The organism is Nonomuraea corallina, from assembly GCF_027620315.1.
Taxonomy (GTDB): domain Bacteria; phylum Actinomycetota; class Actinomycetes; order Streptosporangiales; family Streptosporangiaceae; genus Nonomuraea; species Nonomuraea corallina.
Genome location: NZ_JAPNNL010000034.1, coordinates 12,748 through 34,328, shown reverse-complemented (window position 1 = coordinate 34,328; position 21,581 = coordinate 12,748). Strand labels below are relative to the sequence as shown.

Annotated in this window: 27 protein-coding genes and 1 pseudogene; 15 read left to right on the top strand and 13 right to left on the bottom strand. The window is 72.0% G+C overall.

From position 1 onward, the window contains the following. Positions 1-170 precede the first annotated feature (170 nt). Complete coding sequence (locus OUY22_RS11660) at positions 171-752, top strand: copper chaperone PCu(A)C (protein WP_270154886.1); 582 nt, start codon at positions 171-173, stop codon at positions 750-752. Between the two features lie 74 nt (positions 753-826). Here the strand turns inward: OUY22_RS11660 and OUY22_RS11655 are convergent, their stop codons facing one another. Together OUY22_RS11655 and OUY22_RS11650 are read right to left on the bottom strand one after the other, a co-directional pair. After that, positions 827-1,519, bottom strand: coding sequence for a response regulator transcription factor (locus OUY22_RS11655; RefSeq protein ID WP_270154885.1), 693 nt, complete (start codon positions 1,517-1,519; stop codon positions 827-829). Beyond that, positions 1,516-2,685: a sensor histidine kinase gene (locus tag OUY22_RS11650; RefSeq protein WP_408638144.1), complete on the bottom strand. Its 1,170-nt coding sequence runs from the start codon at positions 2,683-2,685 to the stop codon at positions 1,516-1,518. Before OUY22_RS11650 ends, OUY22_RS11655 begins: the two co-directional genes overlap by 4 nt. Positions 2,686-2,817: 132 nt before the next feature. Here OUY22_RS11650 and phoU point away from each other — a divergent pair, with 132 nt between their 5' ends. Beyond that, positions 2,818-3,462 carry a phosphate signaling complex protein PhoU gene (gene phoU, locus OUY22_RS11645; protein ID WP_270154883.1) on the top strand — a complete coding sequence of 215 codons (645 nt, stop codon included), beginning with the start codon at positions 2,818-2,820 and terminating at the stop codon, positions 3,460-3,462. Here the strand turns inward: phoU and OUY22_RS11640 are convergent. After that, entirely contained in the window at positions 3,432-3,992 is a 561-nt protein-coding gene (locus OUY22_RS11640) for a hypothetical protein (RefSeq protein WP_270154882.1), read from the bottom strand. The genes phoU and OUY22_RS11640 overlap by 31 nt on opposite strands. Before the next feature lie 61 nt (positions 3,993-4,053). Between OUY22_RS11640 and OUY22_RS11635 the strand changes: the two genes are divergently transcribed. Beyond that, positions 4,054-4,290, top strand: coding sequence for a winged helix-turn-helix domain-containing protein (locus OUY22_RS11635; protein ID WP_270154881.1), 237 nt, complete (start codon positions 4,054-4,056; stop codon positions 4,288-4,290). Then, a pseudogene (locus OUY22_RS11630) lies at positions 4,287-5,282 on the top strand (sensor histidine kinase); the annotation flags it as partial. The gene OUY22_RS11635 and the pseudogene OUY22_RS11630, both read left to right, overlap by 4 nt. 183 nt (positions 5,283-5,465) lie before the next feature. Here the strand turns inward: OUY22_RS11630 and OUY22_RS11625 are convergent. The 3 genes from OUY22_RS11625 to mshA all read right to left on the bottom strand — a co-directional run bounded on the left by OUY22_RS11625 (position 5,466) and on the right by mshA (position 8,069). Then, a complete protein-coding gene (locus OUY22_RS11625; protein WP_270154880.1) occupies positions 5,466-6,209 on the bottom strand; it encodes a phosphoglyceromutase in 744 nt (247 codons plus the stop codon). Positions 6,210-6,233: 24 nt separating this feature from the next. Further along, positions 6,234-6,716, bottom strand: coding sequence for a type III secretion system chaperone family protein (locus OUY22_RS11620; RefSeq protein WP_270154879.1), 483 nt, complete (start codon positions 6,714-6,716; stop codon positions 6,234-6,236). Between the two features lie 75 nt (positions 6,717-6,791). Further along, a complete protein-coding gene (gene mshA, locus OUY22_RS11615) occupies positions 6,792-8,069 on the bottom strand; it encodes a D-inositol-3-phosphate glycosyltransferase (RefSeq protein WP_408638143.1) in 1,278 nt (425 codons plus the stop codon). Positions 8,070-8,175: 106 nt separating this feature from the next. Between mshA and OUY22_RS11610 the strand changes: the two genes are divergently transcribed. Beyond that, positions 8,176-8,919: an SDR family NAD(P)-dependent oxidoreductase gene (locus OUY22_RS11610; RefSeq protein WP_270154878.1), complete on the top strand. Its 744-nt coding sequence runs from the start codon at positions 8,176-8,178 to the stop codon at positions 8,917-8,919. After that, positions 8,912-9,727 (top strand): class I SAM-dependent methyltransferase, encoded by an 816-nt coding sequence (locus tag OUY22_RS11605; protein WP_270154877.1) that lies wholly within the window; start codon positions 8,912-8,914, stop codon positions 9,725-9,727. Before OUY22_RS11610 ends, OUY22_RS11605 begins: the two co-directional genes overlap by 8 nt. A gap of 6 nt (positions 9,728-9,733) precedes the next feature. On the opposite strand, the gene OUY22_RS11600 is transcribed toward OUY22_RS11605, so the two are convergent. Further along, positions 9,734-10,249 (bottom strand): O-acetyl-ADP-ribose deacetylase, encoded by a 516-nt coding sequence (locus tag OUY22_RS11600; RefSeq protein ID WP_270154876.1) that lies wholly within the window; start codon positions 10,247-10,249, stop codon positions 9,734-9,736. A gap of 54 nt (positions 10,250-10,303) precedes the next feature. On the opposite strand from OUY22_RS11600, the gene OUY22_RS11595 reads away from it, so the two are divergent. From OUY22_RS11595 to OUY22_RS11565, 7 genes are all read left to right on the top strand, one after another. After that, complete coding sequence (locus OUY22_RS11595; RefSeq protein WP_270154875.1) at positions 10,304-10,657, top strand: BlaI/MecI/CopY family transcriptional regulator; 354 nt, start codon at positions 10,304-10,306, stop codon at positions 10,655-10,657. Next, positions 10,657-11,562, top strand: coding sequence for a M56 family metallopeptidase (locus tag OUY22_RS11590; RefSeq protein WP_270154874.1), 906 nt, complete (start codon positions 10,657-10,659; stop codon positions 11,560-11,562). The genes OUY22_RS11595 and OUY22_RS11590 overlap by 1 nt, the downstream gene beginning before the upstream one ends. Positions 11,563-11,622: 60 nt before the next feature. After that, the gene (locus tag OUY22_RS11585; RefSeq protein WP_270154873.1) at positions 11,623-12,117 is read left to right on the top strand and encodes a helix-turn-helix domain-containing protein; all 495 of its coding nucleotides are present in this window, start codon (positions 11,623-11,625) and stop codon (positions 12,115-12,117) included. A 6-nt stretch (positions 12,118-12,123) separates the two neighbouring features. Continuing rightward, positions 12,124-12,549: a hypothetical protein gene (locus OUY22_RS11580; RefSeq protein WP_270154872.1), complete on the top strand. Its 426-nt coding sequence runs from the start codon at positions 12,124-12,126 to the stop codon at positions 12,547-12,549. 149 nt (positions 12,550-12,698) lie between these two features. Further along, positions 12,699-13,058, top strand: coding sequence for a DUF2516 family protein (locus OUY22_RS11575; RefSeq protein ID WP_270154871.1), 360 nt, complete (start codon positions 12,699-12,701; stop codon positions 13,056-13,058). 27 nt (positions 13,059-13,085) lie between these two features. Further along, positions 13,086-13,820 (top strand): alanyl-tRNA editing protein, encoded by a 735-nt coding sequence (locus OUY22_RS11570; protein WP_270154870.1) that lies wholly within the window; start codon positions 13,086-13,088, stop codon positions 13,818-13,820. 62 nt (positions 13,821-13,882) lie between these two features. Then, a complete protein-coding gene (locus OUY22_RS11565) occupies positions 13,883-15,493 on the top strand; it encodes a DUF2207 domain-containing protein (RefSeq protein WP_270154869.1) in 1,611 nt (536 codons plus the stop codon). A gap of 6 nt (positions 15,494-15,499) precedes the next feature. On the opposite strand, the gene OUY22_RS11560 is transcribed toward OUY22_RS11565, so the two are convergent. Then, positions 15,500-16,420, bottom strand: a complete 921-nt coding sequence (locus OUY22_RS11560) for an asparaginase (RefSeq protein WP_270154868.1) — start codon at positions 16,418-16,420, stop codon at positions 15,500-15,502. 59 nt (positions 16,421-16,479) lie between these two features. On the opposite strand from OUY22_RS11560, the gene dtd reads away from it, so the two are divergent. Beyond that, positions 16,480-16,905 carry a D-aminoacyl-tRNA deacylase gene (dtd, locus tag OUY22_RS11555; protein ID WP_270154867.1) on the top strand — a complete coding sequence of 142 codons (426 nt, stop codon included), beginning with the start codon at positions 16,480-16,482 and terminating at the stop codon, positions 16,903-16,905. 116 nt (positions 16,906-17,021) lie between these two features. Here the strand turns inward: dtd and ygfZ are convergent, their stop codons facing one another. From ygfZ to OUY22_RS11540, 3 genes are all read right to left on the bottom strand, one after another. Beyond that, positions 17,022-17,960, bottom strand: coding sequence for a CAF17-like 4Fe-4S cluster assembly/insertion protein YgfZ (gene ygfZ, locus OUY22_RS11550; protein ID WP_270154866.1), 939 nt, complete (start codon positions 17,958-17,960; stop codon positions 17,022-17,024). 10 nt (positions 17,961-17,970) lie between these two features. Continuing rightward, positions 17,971-18,384, bottom strand: coding sequence for a Fur family transcriptional regulator (locus tag OUY22_RS11545; protein ID WP_270154865.1), 414 nt, complete (start codon positions 18,382-18,384; stop codon positions 17,971-17,973). A 283-nt stretch (positions 18,385-18,667) separates the two neighbouring features. Next, positions 18,668-19,156 (bottom strand): FABP family protein, encoded by a 489-nt coding sequence (locus OUY22_RS11540; protein ID WP_270154864.1) that lies wholly within the window; start codon positions 19,154-19,156, stop codon positions 18,668-18,670. 53 nt (positions 19,157-19,209) lie between these two features. On the opposite strand from OUY22_RS11540, the gene OUY22_RS11535 reads away from it, so the two are divergent. Further along, positions 19,210-19,572: a DsrE family protein gene (locus OUY22_RS11535; RefSeq protein ID WP_270154863.1), complete on the top strand. Its 363-nt coding sequence runs from the start codon at positions 19,210-19,212 to the stop codon at positions 19,570-19,572. 42 nt (positions 19,573-19,614) lie between these two features. Here the strand turns inward: OUY22_RS11535 and OUY22_RS11530 are convergent, their stop codons facing one another. Then, on the bottom strand, positions 19,615-20,328 hold the full coding sequence (locus tag OUY22_RS11530; RefSeq protein ID WP_270154862.1) for a type 1 glutamine amidotransferase: 714 nt from the start codon (positions 20,326-20,328) through the stop codon (positions 19,615-19,617). Beyond that, positions 20,318-21,547, bottom strand: a complete 1,230-nt coding sequence (locus OUY22_RS11525; protein ID WP_270154861.1) for a MurT ligase domain-containing protein — start codon at positions 21,545-21,547, stop codon at positions 20,318-20,320. Before OUY22_RS11525 ends, OUY22_RS11530 begins: the two co-directional genes overlap by 11 nt. Between the last annotated feature and the right edge of the window lie 34 nt (positions 21,548-21,581).

Sequence of the window (21,581 nt, the reverse complement as noted above, 5' to 3'; positions counted from 1 at the left end):
ATCATAACTGCAGGTCAAAGCCGCATATTGGGGATTGACAAGAGGTCAACTCTGTGAATCGCATATCCGGACATACCTAATGACCTGCAGGGGCGCGGATATGACCATGGAAACGGGTGGATATGGTAGGCGCTGCCCATCCCCATGCGCAGACCAAGGAGTACCCGCCCGTGACCAGCCGTCGCTGGATTGCCGCCGCAGCCGCGTTCCTGGCAGCCCCCGTACTCGCCGGGTGTTCTGCAGGTTTCGACGCCAACACCAACCAGCCGTACGCGCCGGTGGAGGCGGCGGCCCTGATCGACCAGGGCGCCTACGGCAAGCAGAACATCCACATCCCCCAGGCGTTCATCCTCGGGCCCGAGTCCGGCGGCCAGATCCCCTGGCGCGGCTCCGTGCCCGTCTACCTGACGCTGCTCAACGACGGCTCCTCCGCCGACACGCTGCAGGGCGTCAGCGCCGGCGACGCCGGGACCGCGAAGCTGACCGCGCCCGTGCAGCTGCCGCCGGGGCAGCTCGTCCAGGCCGAGCCCACCAAGCCGCAGATCACGCTGGAAGGACTCGGAAAGGCCCTCAGGGGCGGCGAGACCATCCGCCTGGACCTCCAGTTCGCCGGCGCCGGCACGATCACCCTGAACGTCCCCGTGGTGCCCCGCAACCGCGAGTACGCGTCCTTCCCGGCGGTCGAGGGCGCCGTGCCGCCGCCCACCCCGACGCCCACGCCGACCGGCGCGGCCGACGAAGAGGCCCACTGACCCGCGAACGCGTCGGGTCCCGTACGAGATCGGCGACAGGATCTCGTACGGGACCCGTACGGACGCAGGAACCCTCAGGCGTCCACGGCGTCGAACTTGTAGCCGAGGCCGCGCACGGTGAGGATGCAGCGCGGGCTTGACGGATCGACCTCGATCTTCGCGCGCAGCCGCTTGACGTGCACGTCCAGGGTCTTGGTGTCGCCCACGTAGTCGGCGCCCCACACGCGGTCGATGAGCTGACTGCGGGTGAGCACCCGGCCGGCGTTGCGCAGCAGCACCTCCAGCAGCTCGAACTCCTTCAGCGGGAACTGCACCGGTTCGCCGCGCACCGCGACCACGTGGCGGTCGACGTCCATGCGCACCGGGCCGACGGTGAGCACCGCGGTCTCCGGCTCCTCTCCCACGTCGCCCCGGCGGCGCAGCACCGCGCGGATGCGCGCCACCAGCTCGCGCGAGGAGAACGGCTTGGTCACATAGTCGTCGGCGCCCAGTTCCAGGCCCACGACCTTGTCGATCTCGCTGTCCTTCGCGGTCAGCATGATCACCGGGACCTTGGAGCGCTGCCGCAGCGAGCGGCACACCTCGGTGCCGGGCAGGCCGGGCAGCATCAGGTCGAGCAGCACCAGGTCGGCGCCGTGGCGGTCGAAGGCGTCGAGCGCGTCGGGCCCGGTCGCCGCGACGGAGACCTCGAAGCCCTCCTTGCGGAGCATGTAGGACAGGGCGTCGGAGAAGGACTCCTCGTCTTCCACGACGAGCACACGGGTCACTGAGCGGCCTCCAGGGAGATGTCGGGGTGTGCCGGGATGGCCGTCCCGCCGAAGGCGGGCAGGCGCAGGGTGAAGGTGGAGCCGGAGCCTTCCTTGCTCCAGACCGACACCTCTCCCGCGTGCGAGGCGGCCACGTGCTTGACGATGGCCAGGCCCAGGCCGGTGCCGCCGGTGGCGCGCGAGCGGGCGGTGTCGACCCGGAAGAAGCGTTCGAAGATGCGCTCCTGCAGGTCCTCGGGGATGCCGATGCCCTGGTCGCTGACGCTGATCTCGACGCTCTCCCCGGCGGGGCGGGTGCTGACCACCACGCGGGTGTGCTCCGGGCTGTAGGCGATGGCGTTGTCGATGAGGTTGCGCAGCGCGGTCACCAGCAGTTCCTCGTCGCCCCAGGCGCGCAGCCCTTCCGCGCCGCCGGTGACGAGCGTGATGTCCTTGGCGCCGGCCCGGGTGTTGCAGTGGTCGACGGCGTCGCCGATGACCTCGTCGATGGAGACCTGGGTGGGCGCGGGGACCGGCTCGGCGCCCTGGATCCGGCTCAGCGTGATGATGTCCTTCACCAGGTAGGTGAGCCGGGCCGCCTCGTGCTGCATGCGGGCGGCGAACCGGGTGACGGCCTCGGGGTCGTCGGCCGCGTCCTGGATCGTCTCGGCCAGCAGGCTCAGCGCCCCGACGGGGGTCTTCAGTTCGTGGCTCACGTTCGCCACGAAGTCGCGGCGCACGGCCTCGACCCTGCGCCGCTCGGTCTGGTCCTCCGCCAGCACCAGCACCTGGCCGACCGAGCCGAGAGGGGCCACCCGGACCGCGAAGCTGGTGATCTCCTGGCCGAACTTGGTGCCGGCCACGTCGATCCCGGTCTCCCTGATCTCGCCGTCGCGCCGTACCTTCCGCGCCAGCGCGAGCAGTTCGGCGACCATCAGCCGGTCGCCCTTGACGAGCCCGAACGCGCGGGCGGCCGAGCTGGCGCGGAGCACGCGGTCGTGCGCGTCCAGCACCACCGCCGAGGAGGGCAGCACCGCCAGCACCGAGGCGATCCCCTGCGGCAGTGCCGTCACCCCCGGGTCGGAGACGTCGTCCCGTCTGCGGGGCGCCTCGATCTGGTCACGGTAGACGATCACTGCCAGAGCCCCCACGACGAAGCCGGCCAGGGCGGTGAAGCTCATGGCCATCTCACTCATGCTCCCGATGGTAGGCGGCGCCCCGGTGAAAACCCGCCCGTCACCTGGGGACGGGCCTCGCCTTCGCGGAAAGTTCATCTTCGCGTCGGAGTTCGTTCACGGCCGCCCTCGTACGGTGACGGCATGCGCGACGCGTACCACGAAGAACTAGACGCCCTCACCGGCAGGCTGGTCGAGATGACCAGGCTCGTCCGCTCCGCCATCTCCCGCGCCACCACGGCGCTGCTGGACGCCGACCTCCAGCTCGCCGAGCAGGTCATCTCGCGCGACGAGGAGGTGAACGCGCTCTTCGCGGGCGTCGAGGGGTCCATCTTCGACCTGATGGCCAGGCAGCAGCCCGTCGCCGTCGACCTGCGCCTGGTCATCACCGCGCTGCGGATGGGCGGCGACCTGGAACGCATGGGCGACCTCGCGGTGCACGTCGCCAAGGTGGCCCGGCTGCGTCACCCCGACTCCGCCATCCCCGCCGAGGTCCGCTCCACGATCGTCGAGATGGGGCAGATCGCCGAGAACCTGGTCACCAAGGCGGGCGGCTGCATCGCCTCCCGCGACGTGGCGTCCGCCCTGGAGCTGGAGCAGGACGACGACGCGATGGACCGGCTGCACCGGCGGTTGTTCCGCACCATCCTCGGCGAGGACTGGCAGCACGGCGTGGAGCCGGCGATCGACATCACGCTGATCGGGCGCTACTACGAGCGGTACGCGGACCACGCGGTGAGCGTGGCTCGGGATGTCGTCTACCTGGTGACGGGGACGCGCCCGGACTGAGACGCGCTCCGCGTGCACCTGGCCGCCGCCAGGGCGAGCGCGGCGTATCCGCAGGCCACGGCCAGCCCCGCCCAGGGCGGCAGGGGGTAGTGGCCCACGATCGGCGACCGGTCCACGTCCACGTGCGCGAAGGTGGGCACGCCCTGGGTGATCGCGAACCCGGCGGCGGGAGTGATCGTCAGCAGCCACGGCGCCAGCCCCGCGGTGGCCAGCAGGTAGGGCACGACGATGAGCGCGACGGCCGGCACGACGGCGACGACGGCCCGCTTGACCAGTACGGCGAGGCCCGCGGTCAGCACGGCGGCGACCGCGGTGAACACCGCCCAGCCGACGACCACCCGGAGCCCGGTGGCCAAGGTGATCGGCTGGATCGGGTTCTGGTTGGCGCGCAGCAGGGCCAGGCCGACGGGGATCACCGATCCCGAGGCCATCAGTCCCGCCGCGAACGCGGCACCGCCGACCACCACGCCCGTGGCCGCCGGGGTGCGCCCGCCTCCGGCCGTGACGAACGCGGCGGCCGCCACGAGCACCGGGACCAGCCCCAGGGCCCCGCCGGTCAGCAGGAGGTCGGCGCGCAGACCGCCACTCGTCGTGGCGGGCCGTCGCCTGGAGCTGAGCCCGAGGGAGTTCGGGCTGCTCGAATGCCTGCTCGCCGTGCCCGGCCGGGTCATCCCCGCCGAGGAACTGCTCGAACGCGTGTGGGACGAGGCCGCCGACCCTTTCAGCAGCGCCGTCAAGCATGCCGTGCACCGGCTGCGGGCCAAGCTCGGCGACCCGCCCGCGATCGAGACCGTCCGCGAGGCCGGCTACCGTCTCCGGCCGTCATGACGACCCGGCGGCTCGCCAGGAGGTCCCTGCAGAAGCGGCTCGCCCTCGCCTACGCGGCGGGCATCTACGCCGCCGGGGCCTTCGTGCTCGTTTTCGTCGGCGTCCCGCTCGTCAGCATCGACGCGGGCACGCCCGACGGCGCCACCTCGGGGCCGGTCGTGGAGACCGGGATCAGCCTGCCCCAGTTCCTCGTCGGATCCGCCGTGGCCCTGGTCCTTCTGGTGCCGGTCGCGCTGGCTCTCGGCTGGTACGTGGCCGGACGGTTCCTGCAGCCGCTGCGCGCCATCACGGGCACGGCCAAGAGCATCTCCGCCGGGGACCTGCACCGGCGTCTCGACCTCGGTGAGCCGACGGACGAGCTGACCGAGCTCGGCCGCACCCTCGACGACCTGTTCGCCCGTCTGCAGGCCGCCTTCGACGCCCAGCGCCACTTCGTCGCCAACGCCTCGCACGAGCTGCGCACCCCTCTCGCGGGCCTGCGCACCCTTCTCGAAGTGGCCCTCGCCGACCCGGACGCCGACGCCGACACGCTGCGCTCGGCCTGCACGGAGGCGCTCGCGCTGGGCGAGCACCAGGAGCGGCTCGTCCAGGCCCTGCTCGAACTGGCCGTCAGCGAGCGTGGCGCGGCCCGCTGGGACGACCTCGACCTCGCCCGGGTGGCGGAACGCGTGCTCGCGGCACGCCGTGACCAGGTCGCGGAGCGGGACCTCGACCTCGCCGAACACCTCGCGCCCGCGCTGACGGCCGGAGACGTTGGACTGGTGGAGAGCCTCGTCTCCAACCTCGTCGACAACGCCATCCGGCACAGCCGTCAAGGTGGGGACATCCGGGTCACCACCGGGACCTCCGGCACGCAGGCGACGCTCACGGTCGTCAACAACGGGCCGGTCATCCCCGGCGACCAGATCCCGCGCCTCTTCCAGCCCTTCCAGAGACTCGCGAAGGATCGCCACGGCCGGCACGGCTACGGACTCGGCCTCGCCATCGTCCACGCCGTCGCCCAGGCCCACCACGCCGACCTGACGGCCGCGGCCCGCCCGGAAGGCGGCGCCTGGTGGTCACCGTGCGGTTCACGGCCTCTACGGCGGGCTGAGCGGGCCGCAGGCACGCATCACGGCGCCCAGCCCGAGGGGGTTCCCAAAAGATCTTCAGGTTTTCCGGAAGCGGCGGTCCGGTCAGCGGCCCTGGTTGGCGACGGCCTCGGCGGCTGCCTTGGCGGCCTCCGGGTCGAGGTACTCGCCGCCGCGCCGCAGCGGCCGGAAGTGCTCGTCCAGGTCGTAGCGGAGCGGGATGCCGGTGGGGATGTTGAGCCCGGCGATGTCCTCGTCGCTGATGCCGTCGAGGTGCTTGACCAGGGCGCGCAGGGAGTTGCCGTGCGCGGCCACGAGGACGGTCCGGCCCGCCGACAGGTCCGGCACGATCGCGTCGTACCAGTAGGGCAGCATCCGGTCGACCACGTCCTTGAGGCACTCGGTACGCGGCATCAGCTCGGGCGGGAGGAGGGCGTAGCGGCGGTCGCCGGTCTGGGAGTATTCGTCGTCGTCGGCGATGGGCGGCGGCGGCGTGTCGTAGGAGCGCCGCCAGAGCATGAACTGCTCCTCGCCGAACTCCTCCCGGGTCTGGGCCTTGTTCTTGCCCTGGAGGGCGCCGTAGTGGCGCTCGTTGAGCCGCCAGGAGCGCTGGACCGGGAGCCAGAGGAGGTCGGCCTCGCCGAGCGCGAGCTGGGCGGTCTGGATGGCCCGGGTCAGGAGGCTGGTGTGGACGACGTCGGGGTAGAGGCCGGCGTCGATGAGGAGCTTGCCGCCCCTGCGGGCCTCGTCCTCGCCCTTGGCCGACAGGCTCACGTCCACCCAGCCGGTGAACAGACCCTTCGCGTTCCAGTCGCTCTCGCCATGCCGCAGCAGCACCAAAGTCGCCATACGGTCATCCTAGAGCGGCGGGGCTCAGGACCGATCCGGGTCCGCGAAGCGGGCGAAGGCCTGCAGGTTGGCGAGGGACTCGCCGCGCTTCTTGCGCCACTCCCACTCGCGTCTGATGGACGAGGCGAAGCCGATCTCCAGGGCGCGGTCGAAGGACTCGTCGGAGTAGGTGAGCACGCAGCCGAGCACGCGGTCGATCTCGTCCTCGGTGATGGCGGTGAGGGGCAGGCGGCCGACCAGGTAGACGTCGCCGACGGGGTCGACGGAGAAGTGGACCCCGTACATCGCGCCGTTCTTGGCGAGCAGCCACCGGTAGAACTCGGCGTGGTTCTCGTCGGGCTGGCGGCAGAAGAACGCCTCGATGTGCAGGACCCGCTCGCCGACGATCAGCCAGGTCATCGTGGCGAGCTTGTGCCGGCCCGGCAGCTTGGCGAGGAACGCTCCCGGCCGCGGTTCGTCGTGCTCGACGTCCGCGGCCTTGAGCGCGGCTTCGATGACGTCGCGCATGCCTACAGCCTACTGACGGGCAGCCTGCTGACGGGCAGCCTGCTGACAGGCCCGGTACGGGGTCCGTCGCGCCGGTCAGTAGTTGACCGCCACGGGCTGCCGGTGCAGGTGGGCGACGGCTTGCGCGTACACCTCCATGAGGCGGGCGGCGGTGGCCTGCCAGCCGAAGGCGGCGGCGTGCTCGCGCGCGCCCTCGGCGAGGAGGGCGAGGCGGGCCGGGGCGGCGAGGAGTCCGGCGATGACCCGCGCCCAGTCGTGCGGGTCGTGCCCGTCGACGAGGAGCCCGGACGCGCCGTCGCGGACGGCGGTGCGCAGCCCGCCGACGGCGGCGGCGACGACGGGGGTGCCGCACGCCTGGGACTCCAGCGCGACGAGGCCGAACGACTCGCTGTGGGAGGGGACGATGGTGAGGTCGGCGGCGCGGTACCAGTCGGCGAGCAGGTGCTGCGGCGCGGGCGGCACGAGGCGGACGGTGTCCTGGATGCCGAGTTCGGTGGCGAGTTCGGTGAGGATGGAGGGCCTGGCCAGGCCGTTGCCCGAGGGCCCGCCGACGCAGGCGACGACGAGGCGGCCGCGCAGCGACGGGTCGTCGATGAGCATCCGGGAGGCGGCGCGCAGCAGCACGTCGGGGGCCTTGAGCGGCTGGATGCGGCCGACGAAGAGCAGGACGCGGGCGCTCTGCGGCAGGCCGAGCCGGTGCCGGGCGGCGCCCTGGGAGGCGGGCTGGAAGACGGTGAGGTTTACGCCGGGGTTGACGACGGCGACGCGCTGCTCGGCGGCCCCGTACAGGTCGATGAGCTCGTGCGCCTCGTCGGCGGTGTTGGCCACGAGGCGGTCGGCGATCTGCACGACCTGTTCCTCGCCGACCACGCGGGCCTGCGGCTCGGGGCGGTCTCCTGCGGCCAGGAGCCGGTTCTTGACCTTGGCCATGGTGTGCATGGTGTGCACCAGGGGGACGCCCCAGCGTTCCTTGGCGAGCCAGCCGACCTGGCCGGACAGCCAGTAGTGGGAGTGGATGGCGTCGTAGTGGCCCGGCTCGTGCATGGCCTCGGTGCGCAGCACCTCCGACAGGAACGCGCACATCTGGCCGGGCAGGTCGGCCCGGTCCATCTCCTCGTACGGTCCGGCGGTCAGGTGGCGGACCAGGACGCCGGGAGCGAGCTCGGTGACCGGTGGCAGGTCGCGGGCGGTGGCGCGGGTGAAGATGTCCACCTCCACGCCGAGCTGGGCGAGTCGTTTGGCCGATTCGACGATGTACACGTTCATGCCGCCGGCGTCGCCCGTGCCGGGCTGGTCGAGCGGTGAGGTGTGCATGCTGATCGTCGCGACCCGGTTGACCCGTCGTCGCCTCACCCGACATCACCTCCAAAAGAGCTATAACTGTCACGATTTTTCCGACATTCCCGACAGCAGGTCACAGCGGGGGGTGCCCAACCGGCAACCTGGCAGGATGAGGCGCATGAAGAGAACGGCCATGGTGACCGGCGCGAGCAGCGGCATCGGCGAGGCGACAGCGCGGCGGCTGGCCGCCGAGGGCTACCACGTGGTCGCCGGGGCCCGGCGGCGCGACCGGCTGGAGAAGCTCGCCGCCGAGGTGCCGGGCCTCACCCCCGTGACGCTGGACGTCACCTCCCAGGAGTCCGTCGACGCGCTGGCCGCCTCCCTGGAGCGCTGCGACGTCCTGGTCAACAACGCGGGCGGCGCACTCGGCCTGGAGCCGGTGTCCGAGGGCCGGGTCGACGACTGGCAGCGGATGTACGACACGAACGTGCTCGGCTCCCTGCGCGTCACCCAGGCGCTGCTGCCCAAGCTGGTCGGGTCGGGCGACGGCGTGCTGGTGATGCTGACCTCGACGGCCGGCCTGGTCTCGTACGAGGGAGGCGGCGGCTACTGCGCGGCCAAGCACGCCCAGACGTCGATGACCGAGACGCTCAGGCTGGAGCTGGTGGGGCAGCCGGTGCGGATCGTGGAGATCGCGCCCGGCATGGTGCGGACGGAGGGGTTCGCGCTGACCCGGTTCCGCGGCGACGCCGAACGGGCGGACCAGGTGTACGAGGGCGTGCCCGGCCCGCTCACCGCCGACGACGTCGCCGACGCCATCGCCTGGTGCGTGACCCGGCCCGCGCACGTGAACGTCGACCGCCTGGTCATCCGCCCCCGCGCCCAGGCCGCCCAGCACAAGGTGCACCGCGTCGGTGGCTAGACCGGTCGGCTCCATCACCCGGGGCACGACCGCGCACAACCGTCTGCGCCGCGCCGACCGGTGGATCGCCGCCGTCCACGGCCGCCTGCTGCGCGCCGCCGCCCGGCCGCTCGTGGTGGACCTGGGGTACGGGGCTTCGCACGTGACCACGCTGGAGCTGTTCACCCGGCTGCGGCGGGTGGCGCCGGACGTCGAGGTGGTGGGCGTCGAGATCGACCCGGCCAGGGTGGCGGCGGCCAGGCCGTACGAGCGCGCGGGGCTGAGCTTCGTGCTCGGCGGTTTCGAGCTGCCCGTCGCGCGGCCTCCGGTGCTGGTGCGCGCCTTCAACGTGCTGCGCCAGTACGGGGAGGCGGAGGCGTGGCACTACTGGGAGGTGCTGCGGACGGGGCTGGCGCCAGGAGGCGTGCTGGTCGAGGGGACCTGCTCGGAGGTCGGGCACCGGGCCGTCTGGGTGGGACTGGACACGGAGGGGCCGCGGACGCTGACGTTCTCGGCCCGGTTCGACGCCTTCGAACGCCCCTCCGACCTGGCCGACCGGCTGCCGAAGACGCTCATCCACCGCAACGTGCCCGGGGAGCGGATCCACGCGTTCCTGCGCGACTGGGACCACGCCTGGGCGGTCAGCGCCCCGTACGGCTCTCATGGGGCCCGCCAGCGCTGGCTCGCCGCCGCGGAGACGCTCGCGGCCTCCTGGCCGGTCGCGCGCCGCCCGCCGCTCGGCGGGCGGGCCCGCTGGCGGCTCGGCGAGCTGACCGTCCCCTGGCAGGCGGTCGCCCCGCCGCACCCCGCGGGCAGTCCCGCCCGGTAGCGGGTCTCACAGCGCCGCTTCGAAGACGCCGTACGCGCCCGCGTCGAACAGCACGAACCGCACCTCCACCAGCGACGGGGAAGCCTCGGCCGCCCACCCGCGGACCGCCTCGACGGCGACGCGGGCGCCCTCGGGCAGCGGCCAGCCGAAGATGCCCGTGCCGATCGCCGGGAACGCCACCGTCTCGGCGCCCAGCGACTCCGCCACCCGCAGTGACTCCCGGTAGCACGAGGCCAGCAGCTCCGACCGGTCCTCGAACGGCGAGTGGACCGGGCCGACGGTGTGGATGACCCAGCGGGCGGGAAGCCGGCCGGCGGTGGTGGCGACGGCCTGGCCGGTCGGCAGGCCGGACCCGTAGCGTGAGGCGCGCAGCTTGCGGCACTCCTCGATGATCTCCGGTCCGCCGTGGCGGTGGATCGCCCCGTCCACCCCGCCGCCGCCCATGAGCGAGGAGTTCGCGGCGTTCACGATCGCGTCAACTCGCTGCCGGGTGATATCTCCCCGCACCAGCGTGATATCCATCTCACCAACCTCCTGGATAGCTGCTCGACGATGTGTAGTACTACGCTGAAGAGTGTGAAGGGTCTTGGCGAGCTCGAACGCAGCATCATGGACATCCTGTGGGCGGAGAAGGCCGCGCTGACCGCCCGCGAGGTCGGCCGCCTCATCGCCGACCGCGACCTGGCGCCGACCACGGTCATGACCGTTCTCGACCGTCTCACCCGCAAAGGCTTCCTGAGGCGGACCCGTGACGGGCGCGCCTGGCGCTACGAACCCGCGGAAAGCCGTGACAGCTACATCGCCGAGCTTATGCTTGGTGCTCTCGACATGACGGGCGACCGTTCCGCCGCCCTGACCCGCTTCGCCAAGGCCGTGTCCGGAGACGAGGCGGAGATCCTGCGCAGAGCCCTCACGGAGCTGGAGGATTAGTGATCACGGCAGCGGTGCTGGCCGCGCTCGCCGCAGCGTGCGCGATCGGCTCCTGGCGTCTCACCACCGCTCGCTGGACCTCCCGCGCACCCCGGCCGGCCATCATCCTGTGGCAGTCGCTCGGCGTGGCGTGGGGGCTGGCCACCACCGGGGCCATGCTCGCCTTCGGCGTGCAGCCCTACGGGATCGGCGTGCTGCCCGGTCTGGTCGCCTTCGCCCGGGGCGAGGCGCCGCTGCAGGCGTGGGACCCGCTGCACGTGCTGGCCATGATCGCCGGGCTCACCGCGCTGACCGTGCTGGTCGTGGTCCTGATCGCGGCAGGGGTGCACGCGCTGCGCGCCCGCAGGCGCCACCGCACGCTCCTGGCGCTGATCTCCCGTGACGATCCCGGCGTGCCGGGGGTGCGGGTGCTCGACCATCCGGGCGCGGCGGCGTACTGCGTGCCGGGGCTGCGCTCGCAGGTGGTGGTGAGCGAGGGCGCGCTGCGGCTGTGGTCGCGCGACGAGCTGGCCGCGGTGCTCGCGCACGAGGCGGCCCACGTACGTGAGCGGCACGATCTGGTGCTGCTGCCGTTCGCCGCGCTGCGCCGGGCGCTGCCCTGGTCCAAGGTCGTGTGCGAGGCGCAGGAGCAGGTGGAGCTGCTCATCGAGATGGCCGCCGACGACCGGGCGCGCCGCTACTGCTCGCCCCGGCGGCTGGCCACGGCCCTGCTGCGGTTCGGCACCGCGGGCGCCATGCCGGCCCCGAGCGGGATGCTGGGCCTGCACGCCAGCAACGTCATGGCCAGGGTCGACCGGCTGATCAAGCCCGCGCCGGAGCTGCCGCGCAGGACCAGGGCGGGCATCATCGCGCTGTCCGTGAGCTTGGTCACATCCACGCCGTTCCTGTGGATTATCCAGCTCTGATGCTTGCAGGTGTTAACCGCCGCGTTTGCAATTGCAAGCAGCGGGCCGCATAATCGAGGTATGGCACTTCCGAAAGTCGGCTCGATCGGCGAATACATCCGCGAGCAGCGGCAGCAGGCGAAGATCTCGCTGCGCCAGCTGGCTGCCGCGGCGGGGGTGTCCAATCCCTACCTGAGTCAGATCGAGCGCGGCCTGCGCAAACCGAGCGCGGAGATCCTCAACCAGATAGCCAAGGGTCTGCGCATCTCCTCGCAGGTGCTCTACGTCCAGGCCGGCCTCATCGAGGATCACGAGCCTCCCAGCGACGTCATCACGGCCATCAGAGAAGACCCGAACATCACCGAGCGGCAACGCCAGGTGCTGATCGATATCTACGAGTCGTTCCGCAAGGAAGGACCGGCCGAGGGCGGGCAGACCTCCCAGAACGCCCACCCCCGGACGGCCTCCGCACCGGACGACGAACAGCCGCTGCCGCCTGAGCTCCTCGCCGCACTTGAGCCCTACGCGGCGAGAAACGGCGGCGGCCCCGCCAGCCAGGAAACGAAGGAAGGTTAACCCATCATGACGCTCGCCACCGAAGTCAGGAAACTCACCGACACCAAGCCGTTCTACGCGGTCGCGGGGGCCGGCGACTACGCCGTCGAGAAGCTGCGCGAGCTGCCCGAGCAGCTGCAGAAGCTGCAGTCGCGCCGCGCCGAGCTGAGCAAGGAGCTGCCGGAGTGGGCCCGCGAGTACGCGGGCAAGGCCGAGGGCATCGCCAAGGAGCTGCCCGAGAAGGCCCGCGAGTACGCCGACCAGCTCGGCCACCGGGCCGTCGAGCTCTACGAGGAGTTCACGGTCCGCGGCCGCAAGGTCGTCAGCAAGACCAGCGGCGAGGCCGCCCTGGAGCTGGAGGAGATGTCGGAGGCCGCCGAGCCGGCCGCCGCCGCCACCACCGCGCCCGCCAAGACCGCCAAGAAGCCCCGCGCCGCCAAGGCCAAGGCCTGACCTTCCGCGCGAGCCCGCCTCCGCATGGAGGCGGGCTTCCGCGTTCCCGGCATCGGTACCCGACCGTAGCGACGTTTCCGGTGCCCGGGGAGCGCGGGCGGCCATTAGGCTGAAGCCGACTCATCGCGGCATTGGGCGGGAGCCAACACATGCAATTCGTCAACCTGGTCTTCAACCTCCTCTTCTCGGTGCTGTCCCTGATCGTTCTGGGCATGGCGGGATACGCCCTGGTGCACGCGCTCCGGGTGCCCGCCGCCGCGTTCGTCTCGGCGGGCAAGCTGCAGAAGAACATCTGGCTGATCATCCTGATCCTGGCCACGCTGTTCTCCGCGGCGGGCGCCTGGGCCTACGTGACCACCTTCATGCTGGTCGGCGGCGCTCAGTTCATGGGGATCGGCCTGGGGCTGTTCTCCATCGCCGCGGTGATCGCCGCCACGATCTACATCGTGGACGTCAAGCCCGCGGTGAAGGGCATGGGCCGGGGCGGCGGCCCGTACGGCCCCTGGTGACGTGCCGCCTGATCTAGGCTCCGGGTCATGACCACCGATCTGCACGGGCGCACCGAGCGCCTCGAACTCTCCGACCAGAGCCTGCGTGACTTCGAGGCCGTGGTGCTCGACGCGACGCCCGACGGCATCGTGGTGAACAGGTCGGCCTTCTACCCCGGCGGCGGCGGCCAGCCCGCCGACCACGGCGTGCTCATATGGCAGGGGGTCGAGACCCGTGTCGTCGGCGTGCGCAAGGGCGACGACCTCTACCTGATCCCGGCCGAGGGCGACCCGGTCCCGCCGGTGGGCACGGTCGTGCGCGCCGCCGTCGAGGACGAGCGCCGCTCCGCGCTGATGCGCACCCACTCCGGTCTGCACGTGCTGTGCGGGGTGGTGTTCCGCGACTTCCGCTGCCCGGTCACCGGCGGCAACATGGAGCCGCTGACGGCGCGGATGGACTTCAACCTGCCCGAGGTGCCGCCCGGTTTCAAGGAGGCCGTGGAGGACGCCTGCAACGCCGAGGTCCTCGCCGACCGCCGCATCGACGTGCGGGTGCTGCCGCGGGAGGAGGCGTTCGCGATCCCCGACATCATCCGCACCGCGACCAACCTGGTGCCGCCGGAGGTGCGGGACGTGCGCGTCGTCGACATCGTCGGCCTCGACACCCAGGCCGACGGCGGCACCCACGTCGCCTCCACCAAGCAGATCGGCCGCATCAAGGTGACCAAGGTGGAGAGCAAGGGCCGCGGCTTCCGGCGACTGCGCATCGCGATCTCCGACTGATCGTTGCCCGGCAAACCCGACATTTGCGGATGCGTCGGACGGACCCGATACGATGACCGGCCATGACCGGTATCAGGCTCGTGCTCGCCGCACTGGTGACGACCGCCCTGGCGCTGACCGCCGCGCCGGCCCTGGCGGCGAACGCCGGGATCACCGCCGAGGTGACCATGACCCTGGGCAAGGACGGCACGCTCCACGTGGCCGAGAAGATCACCGGCGGCTCGGGTGAGCTGAAGCGGACGCTGGTGACCCGTACCCGTCACGACGACACCCACGACCGCCTGTACGAGATCACGAACGTCAAGGGCGGCGCCTACGCCGACGGCGTGCTGACCGTCACCACGCCGGCGACCGTCGAGTACGACGTGAAGGGCGCCGTCACCCCCACCGGCAAGGTGGAGGAGCTGCGCTGGTTCGCGGTGGGCGGCTGGAACGTCTCCGTCGACCGGGCCGCCGTCGTGGTCACCGGTCCCGGCCAGGTGCAGAACCTGTCGTGCTTCGCCGGTGAGCTCACCTCCGCGATCGGCTGCACCACGGCCGCGATGGACCACACCGGGACCCGGGCCGAGTTCGAACAGCAGGGCCTGGCGCCCGGCCAGGCGCTCACCGTCGTGGTGGGCTTCCCCGAGGGCGCGAGCGGCGGGCGGCCGATCCTCGACGAGCGCTTCTCGCTGGCCAACGCCTTCGCGCTGAACCCGGTGACCGGCGGCGCGCTGGCGGCCCTGCTGCTGCTGCTCCTCGGCGGCGTCGGGCTGCTCTACTGGACGCGGGGCCGCGACGCCCGGGTCATCGGCCACGAGCAGGGTGCGGTCAACCCCGTGCAGAACGGTCACTTCTCCCCGCCCGACGGCGTCCGTCCCGGCCAGATCGGCACGCTCGTCGACGAGCAGGCCGACGTGATCGACGTGACCGCCACCATCGTCGACCTGGCCGTGCGCGGCTACCTGCGGATCGACGAGCAGCCGAGGCAGACCTACGACGCGCCCGACTGGCTGCTGGTGCGGCTGCCGCACGCGCCCGCCAACACGCTGCTGCCGTACGAGCAGGCGCTCCACGACGCCATCTTCGACGGCCGGGACGCGGTGCTGCTGTCGCAGCTGTCCGGCTCGTTCGCCGCCCATCTGGGCGAGGTCCGCGACGCCCTCTACGCCGACGTGGTCCGGCAGGGCTGGTTCGCCCGCCGCCCCGACGCCGAGCGGACCCGGTGGACCACGATCGGGATCGCGCTCATGGTCGCCGGCGTGCTGGCCACGGCCGCGCTCGCCTGGTTCACCTCCTACGGCCTGCTCGGGCTGGCCGTCATCATCGCGGGTGGCGCGCTGGCCGTCGGCGGCCAGTACATGCCGGCCAAGACCGCCAAGGGGGCCGCGGCGCTGGCGCACACGCTGGGCTTCCGCGAGTTCCTCTTCTCCGCCGACCTGGGCAACGTGCCGGAGAAGGACCGGGTCGAACTGTTCTCCCGCTATCTCCCGTACGCGGTGATCTTCGACGGGGTGGAGCACTGGTCGCGGCTGGTCGCCTCGGTGACCGGCAACGGCCACCAGGCCGACAACCTCTACTGGTATCACGGCCCGGCGGAGTGGGACCTGTCCAAGTTCGCCGGCTCGATGCGCACGTTCACCACGACCACCTCGGGCGCCATCTCCGCCACCCGGCAGTTCCGCACGTTCTGACCCGGGTCAGCGCTGGACGGTGCGCACCCGCAGCTCGCCCACCGGTTCGCCGCCGCCCGTCACGTGGTGGACGGCGAGCGCGTCCAGCGCCGGCGAGGTGAGGCCGAGCGAGCGCAGCGCGGCCACGGTGAGCGGGGTGCGGGCCCGGCCGGAGCCGTCCTCGACCTTGATGACGCCGACCCGGCCGTCCTCGAACGCGAACGCCTGGAAGCCCTCCGCGCCCGCCTTCACCATCAGGCCCGGCAGCGCCCGCATGAGCGCGGCCTCGTGCCGGTCGGTGCCGGACGTCCACTCGGGGTGGGCGCGCATGGTGTCGAACACCGCGCGCTCCAGGCTGTCGCCCGCGCCCAGCGCAAGCGACCGGAACGCCCTGGCCACGCCCAGCATCGAGACGAAGAACAGCGGCGCCCCGCACCCGTCGACCCCGGAGGCGGCGATCCGCTCCCCGGTCAGCTCCTCCACGGCGGCGCGGACCGCGCGCTGCAACGGGTGGGTCACCTCCAGGTAGGAGGCGGTGGGCCAGCCGTTCGCTACGCAGGTGGCGAGCATGGCGGCGTGCTTGCCGGAGCAGTTCATGTGGACGCGGCCGCGCTCGGTCACCCGCCGGTCCTCCGGGTAGTCCTCGGGGCAGCGCAGCGCCGCCTCGTCGAGCCCCGCCCCGGCCAGGATCTTCCTGACCCCTTCGACGTGGTAGGGCTCGCCCGAGTGGGAGGCGCAGGCCAGCGCCAGCGGCTCACCGGTCAGGTCGAGACCGTTGCGGAGCATGGCCAGCACCTGCAGCGGCTTCATCGCCGAACGGGGCGAGGCCGGCACGTGGACCGCGCCGTGCACCTCGACCGGGCTGCCCACGGCGTCGAGGGCGAGCATGCGCGCCTCGTGCCTGGACTCCACGAACCCGGACCGGACGACCTCCACGACCAGCGCCATCAGCACTCCTTTCGCCCCGAGTCTACGGAGGTCCTGCGGCTGGGCCAGAATGGGATCCCATGCGAGCAGTCGTCCAGCGGGTGAGTTCCGCTTCCGTGGCCGTCGACGGCCGGACGGTCGGCGCGATCGACGAGCCCGGCCTCCTCGTCCTGGTGGGCGTCACCCACACCGACACCCGGTCCCAGGCGGTCAAGCTGGCCGCCAAGCTGTGGGGCCTGCGCGTCCTGCACGGCGAGAAGTCCTGCTCCGACGTGTCGGCGCCGCTCCTGGTGATCAGCCAGTTCACCCTCTACGGCGACGCCCGCAAGGGCCGTCGCCCCACCTGGCAGGCCGCCGCGCCGGGCCCCGTCGCCGAGCCGCTGGTCGACGCGGTGGTCGAGGAGCTGCGCGGGCTGGGCGCGCACGTCGAGACGGGCAGCTTCGGCGCCGACATGAAGGTGTCGCTGGTCAACGACGGCCCGATCACGCTGATCCTGGACGTCTAGCTCACACCCCCGGCCGCTCCCCCGCCACTCCCGGCCGTTCCCGGCAGCCCGCTCCGCCGGCTTCGCGTCCGGCGGCCGGGCTCGGCCGGGTTGAGGGCCGGCGGCAGGCGCCGGGACTACCGGACGCGCCGCCGCAGCGCGGGGTCGATGCTGACGTTGCGCCCCGCGTCGGGCGGGACCACGACCTCCTGAGCGGCCGCCACGCCGCCGGCCAGCAGTTGGGCGTCGACCGGGACCGTCCGCTTGATCAGGGCCAGCGCGATCGGCCCCAGCTCGTAGTGGCGGGCCGCCGAGCCGACGAAGCCCACCTCCTGGCTCTCGAAGATGACCGGAGCGCCGTGCGGGGGAAGCGTGTCGACGCTCCCGTCGAGGTGCAGGAAGACCAGCCGGCGCGGCGGGTGGCCTAGGTTGTGGACGCGGGCGACCGTCTCCTGCCCGCGGTAGCAGCCCTTGGCGAGGTGGACGGCCGGGCCGATCCAGCCCACTTCGTGCGGGATCGTCTTGTGGTCGGTCTCCAGCCCCAGCCGGGGCCGGTGCGCCGCGATGCGCAGCGCCTCGTACGCCCACAGGCCCGCGAGCGGCCTGCCCAGATGCTCGCTGAGCTCGGCGCGCGGCACGAACACGTCGCCGTCGGCCGTGGACAGCACCGCGAGGTCGTCGGCCCGCGTCACCTCGACCCTGAGCATGAACCGCATCCGGTCGAGATAGCCGATCAGGGCGTCGGCGGCGCCGGGCTCGACGTGGGCCAGCACGGTCTCGCCGTCGTCGACCAGTGTCAGGTGGTGCTCCACGCGGCCCTGCGGGTCGAGGACGAGCGTCTGCGTCCACTCGCCCGGCCGGAGGGTGTCGAGCTTCTGCGAGGTCAGGTCGTTGAGCCAGGTCAGCCGGTCGGCTCCGGTGACGCGGACCACCTCGCGGTTGCCGCGGTCGACGACCGCCTCACCCTTGACCAGCGCGCGCTGCTCGGCGAACAGGTCGCCGTAATGAGCCGCGACGTCGGCGTCGGGAGCGTCGGCGGCGACGGCTCCCCGCAGATCCAGCAGTGGGCTACGCATGCCTCACAGGCTATCTGCACTCCCGGCAGCGGCCGAAGACGGTCAGGTGGTGGATGTCGGCGGCGAACCCCAGCTCGTCGTCGAGCCCCCGCACCAGCCCGTCGGCCAGCTCGGGCCGGACCTCGATGACCTGGCCGCAGCCCCGGCACACCAGGTGGACGTGGTCGGCCTCGGCCGCCAGATGGTAGGTGGGCGCGCCGTGACCCAGGTGGGTGTGGGTCACCATGCCGAGCTCTTCGAGGAGTTCGAGCGTCCGGTAGACGGTGGAGATGTTGACCCCGCGAGCCGTCTCGCGGACCTTGCCGCAGATCTCCTCGGGCGTGGCGTGCTCCAGCTCCTTGACCGCCTCCAGGACGAGCTGGCGCTGCGGAGTGACCCGGTAACCCTTGGCGCGAAGCTCCTCATGCCACTGCGTCTCCGTCATGTCAACGAGTCTAAGGCCCGCTTTAATCGCTTGCCCTGTTCGCGGCCGAGCGCATAGCTTCATGAGTACGCGGAAAGGAGGTGGTCCACACAATGGGTAGTCATAGTCGGACCAGCGAGGTGGTTGTCCGCTGAGACGCGGGCTGTTGTCTCGCAGTCGTACGCGAATACGAGGCAACCACCGGGGCCCCTGGCAGCCGGAGGGCGCGACCGCAGGTCGCCGCCTTTGGTCCATCCGGCCCGCTCCTGGCGAGCGGAGCGCCGCCCGGGGCCCTTTCTCATGTTCAGCCGACCTTCTTGAGCTCCGCCGACATGTGCGACGTGAGCGGCTGCCCGACCGCGGCCATGTCGTAGGCCCACATCAGGTTGCCGTTGACCAGCCCGTAGAGCCGGCGGCCCGCGCTGTAGTCCTTGGCTGAGACCGTGCGCGCCACCACGTCGGTCCGCAGGTCGATCTTGTGGAAGACGACCTCGCCCACGTAGATCTCCACGATGCCGGTCGGATGCGCCAGCACCACCTCCAGCTGCCGCTCGGGCAGCGCCCGCCAGTAGCCCGACTCGGTGGCCAGCGGCCTGACCGGGTTGCCGTCCTGGTCGAGCAGCCAGGTGCGGCTCACGTACGTCAGGAAGGGCTTGCCGTTGTGGCCGAACTCGATCTCCTGACCGAAGTTGAAGCTCTCGATCGTCGGATAGCCGCCGACGCCCGCGCCCTCCCACCGTCCGAGCAGGAAGGCGATCGGCTCCAGGTCGGGATGCACCTGTGGTTCTTCCATAGGCGCCACCCTAGTGGCGCGGGACGGGCCGGTGACGTTCTAGGGTGGCGGGCATGGCACGATCACTGGTGATCAAGGTGACGGCGGGGGCCGACGACCCCGAACGGTGCAACCAGGCGTTCACGGTCGCGGCCGCGGCGCTCGCGAGCGGGGTTCCGGTCTCGCTCTGGCTGACCGGGGAGTCCTCGTGGTTCGCGCTCCCCGGCCGGGCCAAGGACTTCGCGCTGCCGCACGCGGTGCCGCTCGCCGACCTGCTCGAAGCGGTGCTGGCCGGCGGCCGGCTGACGCTCTGCACGCAGTGCGCGGCCCGGCGCGAGATCACGGTCGACGACGTGATCGAGGGCGTGCGCATCGCCGGGGCGCCCACGTTCGTCGAGGAGGTGACGGCCGAGGGCGCGCAGGCGCTCGTCTACTGAGACACGGCTACTGAGCCCATCACGGCTACTGAGCCATCACGGCTATTGAGCCATCACGGCGCTGAACCGCTCCTGCCGGAGCTGCTCGTAGCGGGTGTCGTCGAGCGGGCCCAGCTCGCCCACCCGCCACGACAGCAGCAGGTCGGCCAGCGCCGGGTTGCGGGCCAGGGCGGGGCCGTGGAGGTAGGTGCCGACGACGTGACCGGCGTAGCAGCCCTCGAAGCCGTCGCCGTTGCCGACGCCCTTGACCACCTTGGACAGCGGCTTGACGCCGGGGCCGAGGCGGGTGACGCCCATGTGGTTCTCGAACCCGGTCAGCGTCGGCAGGCCGAGCGCGGCGTCCACCTCGGCGACCAGCTCGCCCACGGCCCGCGCGGGGCCCCGGGCGCTGGACAGGTCGAGCAGGCCGATGCCGTCGACCGGCTGGCCCTCCTCGCCGCCGAACGTGCTGCCCATGATCTGGTAGCCGGCGCAGACGGCGAGCAGCGAGGCGCCCCGGGCGACCGCCCGCTGCAGTCCGCCGTCGCGGCGCAGCCGCTCGGCCGCGAGGATCTGCGGCCGGTCCTCGCCGCCGCCGATGAGGTAGACGTCGCCGGTCTCCGGCACCGGGTCGGAGGAGCGGACGTGGACGGTCTCGGTCCGGATGCCGCGACGCTGGGCGCGATGCTCCAGGACGAGGGCGTTGCCCTGGTCGCCGTAGGTGCTCAGCAGGTCGGGGTAGATCCAGACGATGCTCAGGGCGCTGTCAGACGGCACGGCCGAACTCCGATCGGATCTGCTGGAAGGCGGTGTAGTTGGCGATCACGTCGACGCGGCCGGGTGGCTGCATGGCCAGCGCCTCCGCGAACGACGCGCACAGCGCGAACGGCACGTCGGCCACCTCCAGCCGGAGCGCCAGGTCGAGGCGGCGCTCGCCGGTCACGAAGACGGGCCGGCCGCGCAGGATGCGGTAGTCGACGTCCCACAGCCAGGAGGTGTCGCGGCCGTCGGGACCCTGCGCGTTGACCGACAGGATGATCGGCAGGTGCGGGTCGGAGACGTCGAACGCCTCCAGCCAGCCCGCGGGGTTCTTGGCCAGCAGCAGCCGGGCGTGGCGGCCGTCACGCTCGACCGTCGTGTAGCGGCCGGCGACCGACGTCACCTCGCGCAGCCGGGGCAGCGCCCGCTCCACCGGCAGCCCGAACGCGTCGGCGACGGCCAGCGCCATCGCCGCGTTGGACCGGTTGGCCAGGCCGGGGAGCTGGATGTCGATCAGCCAGCGCTGGCCGCGCGGGTCGATCACCGCGTCGTCGTCGAGCACCCACTGCGGCTCGGGCCGGTGGAAGGTGCACTCGCGGCACGCCCAGTGGACGCCCTTGCGCTCCAGCGGCCCGCCGCACTCGGGGCAGCTCCAGGAGTCCTCCTTCCAGCGCTGCCCGCCGGCGACCCAGGTGACCTTGGCCGCCGTGGAGGCGCCCCAGGTGACCAGTGGGTCGTCGCAGTTGGCGATGACGTGGGTGGGCTTGCCGGACAGCGCCTTGCGCCACTTCTGCGCCAGCAGCCAGATCTCGGCGGCGCGGTCCATCTGGTCGCGGCTGAGGTTCATCAGGCACACGACGCCGGCGCCGGTGGTGTCGAGCACCTCGGGCAGGTACTTCTCGTCGACCTCCAGCACCCCGTAGGGGGCGTGCTTGTGCTCGGAGAGGGCGGAGACGTGGCCGGCGGGCATATTGGCGCCGAACGCGTTGGTGGCCACCTCCCCCAGGTCCAGCAGGGCGGAGGTGATCAGCCGCGTGGTGGTGGTCTTGCCGTTGGTCGCGCTGACCAGGGCCAGCTTGCGGTCACGGGCAAGCTGGCGGAGCAGGTCGGGCTCGAGCATCAGGCCGACCCGCCCGCCGATCACCGAGCCGTCGCCGCGCCCGGTCATCCTGGACAGCGTGGCGGCACTGCGGCCCAGGGCGCTCGCGAGCTGAGCCCGCAGTGGAAGCTGGGTCATGCTGACAAATCCTAGTCGTGATCGGCCGTGCCAC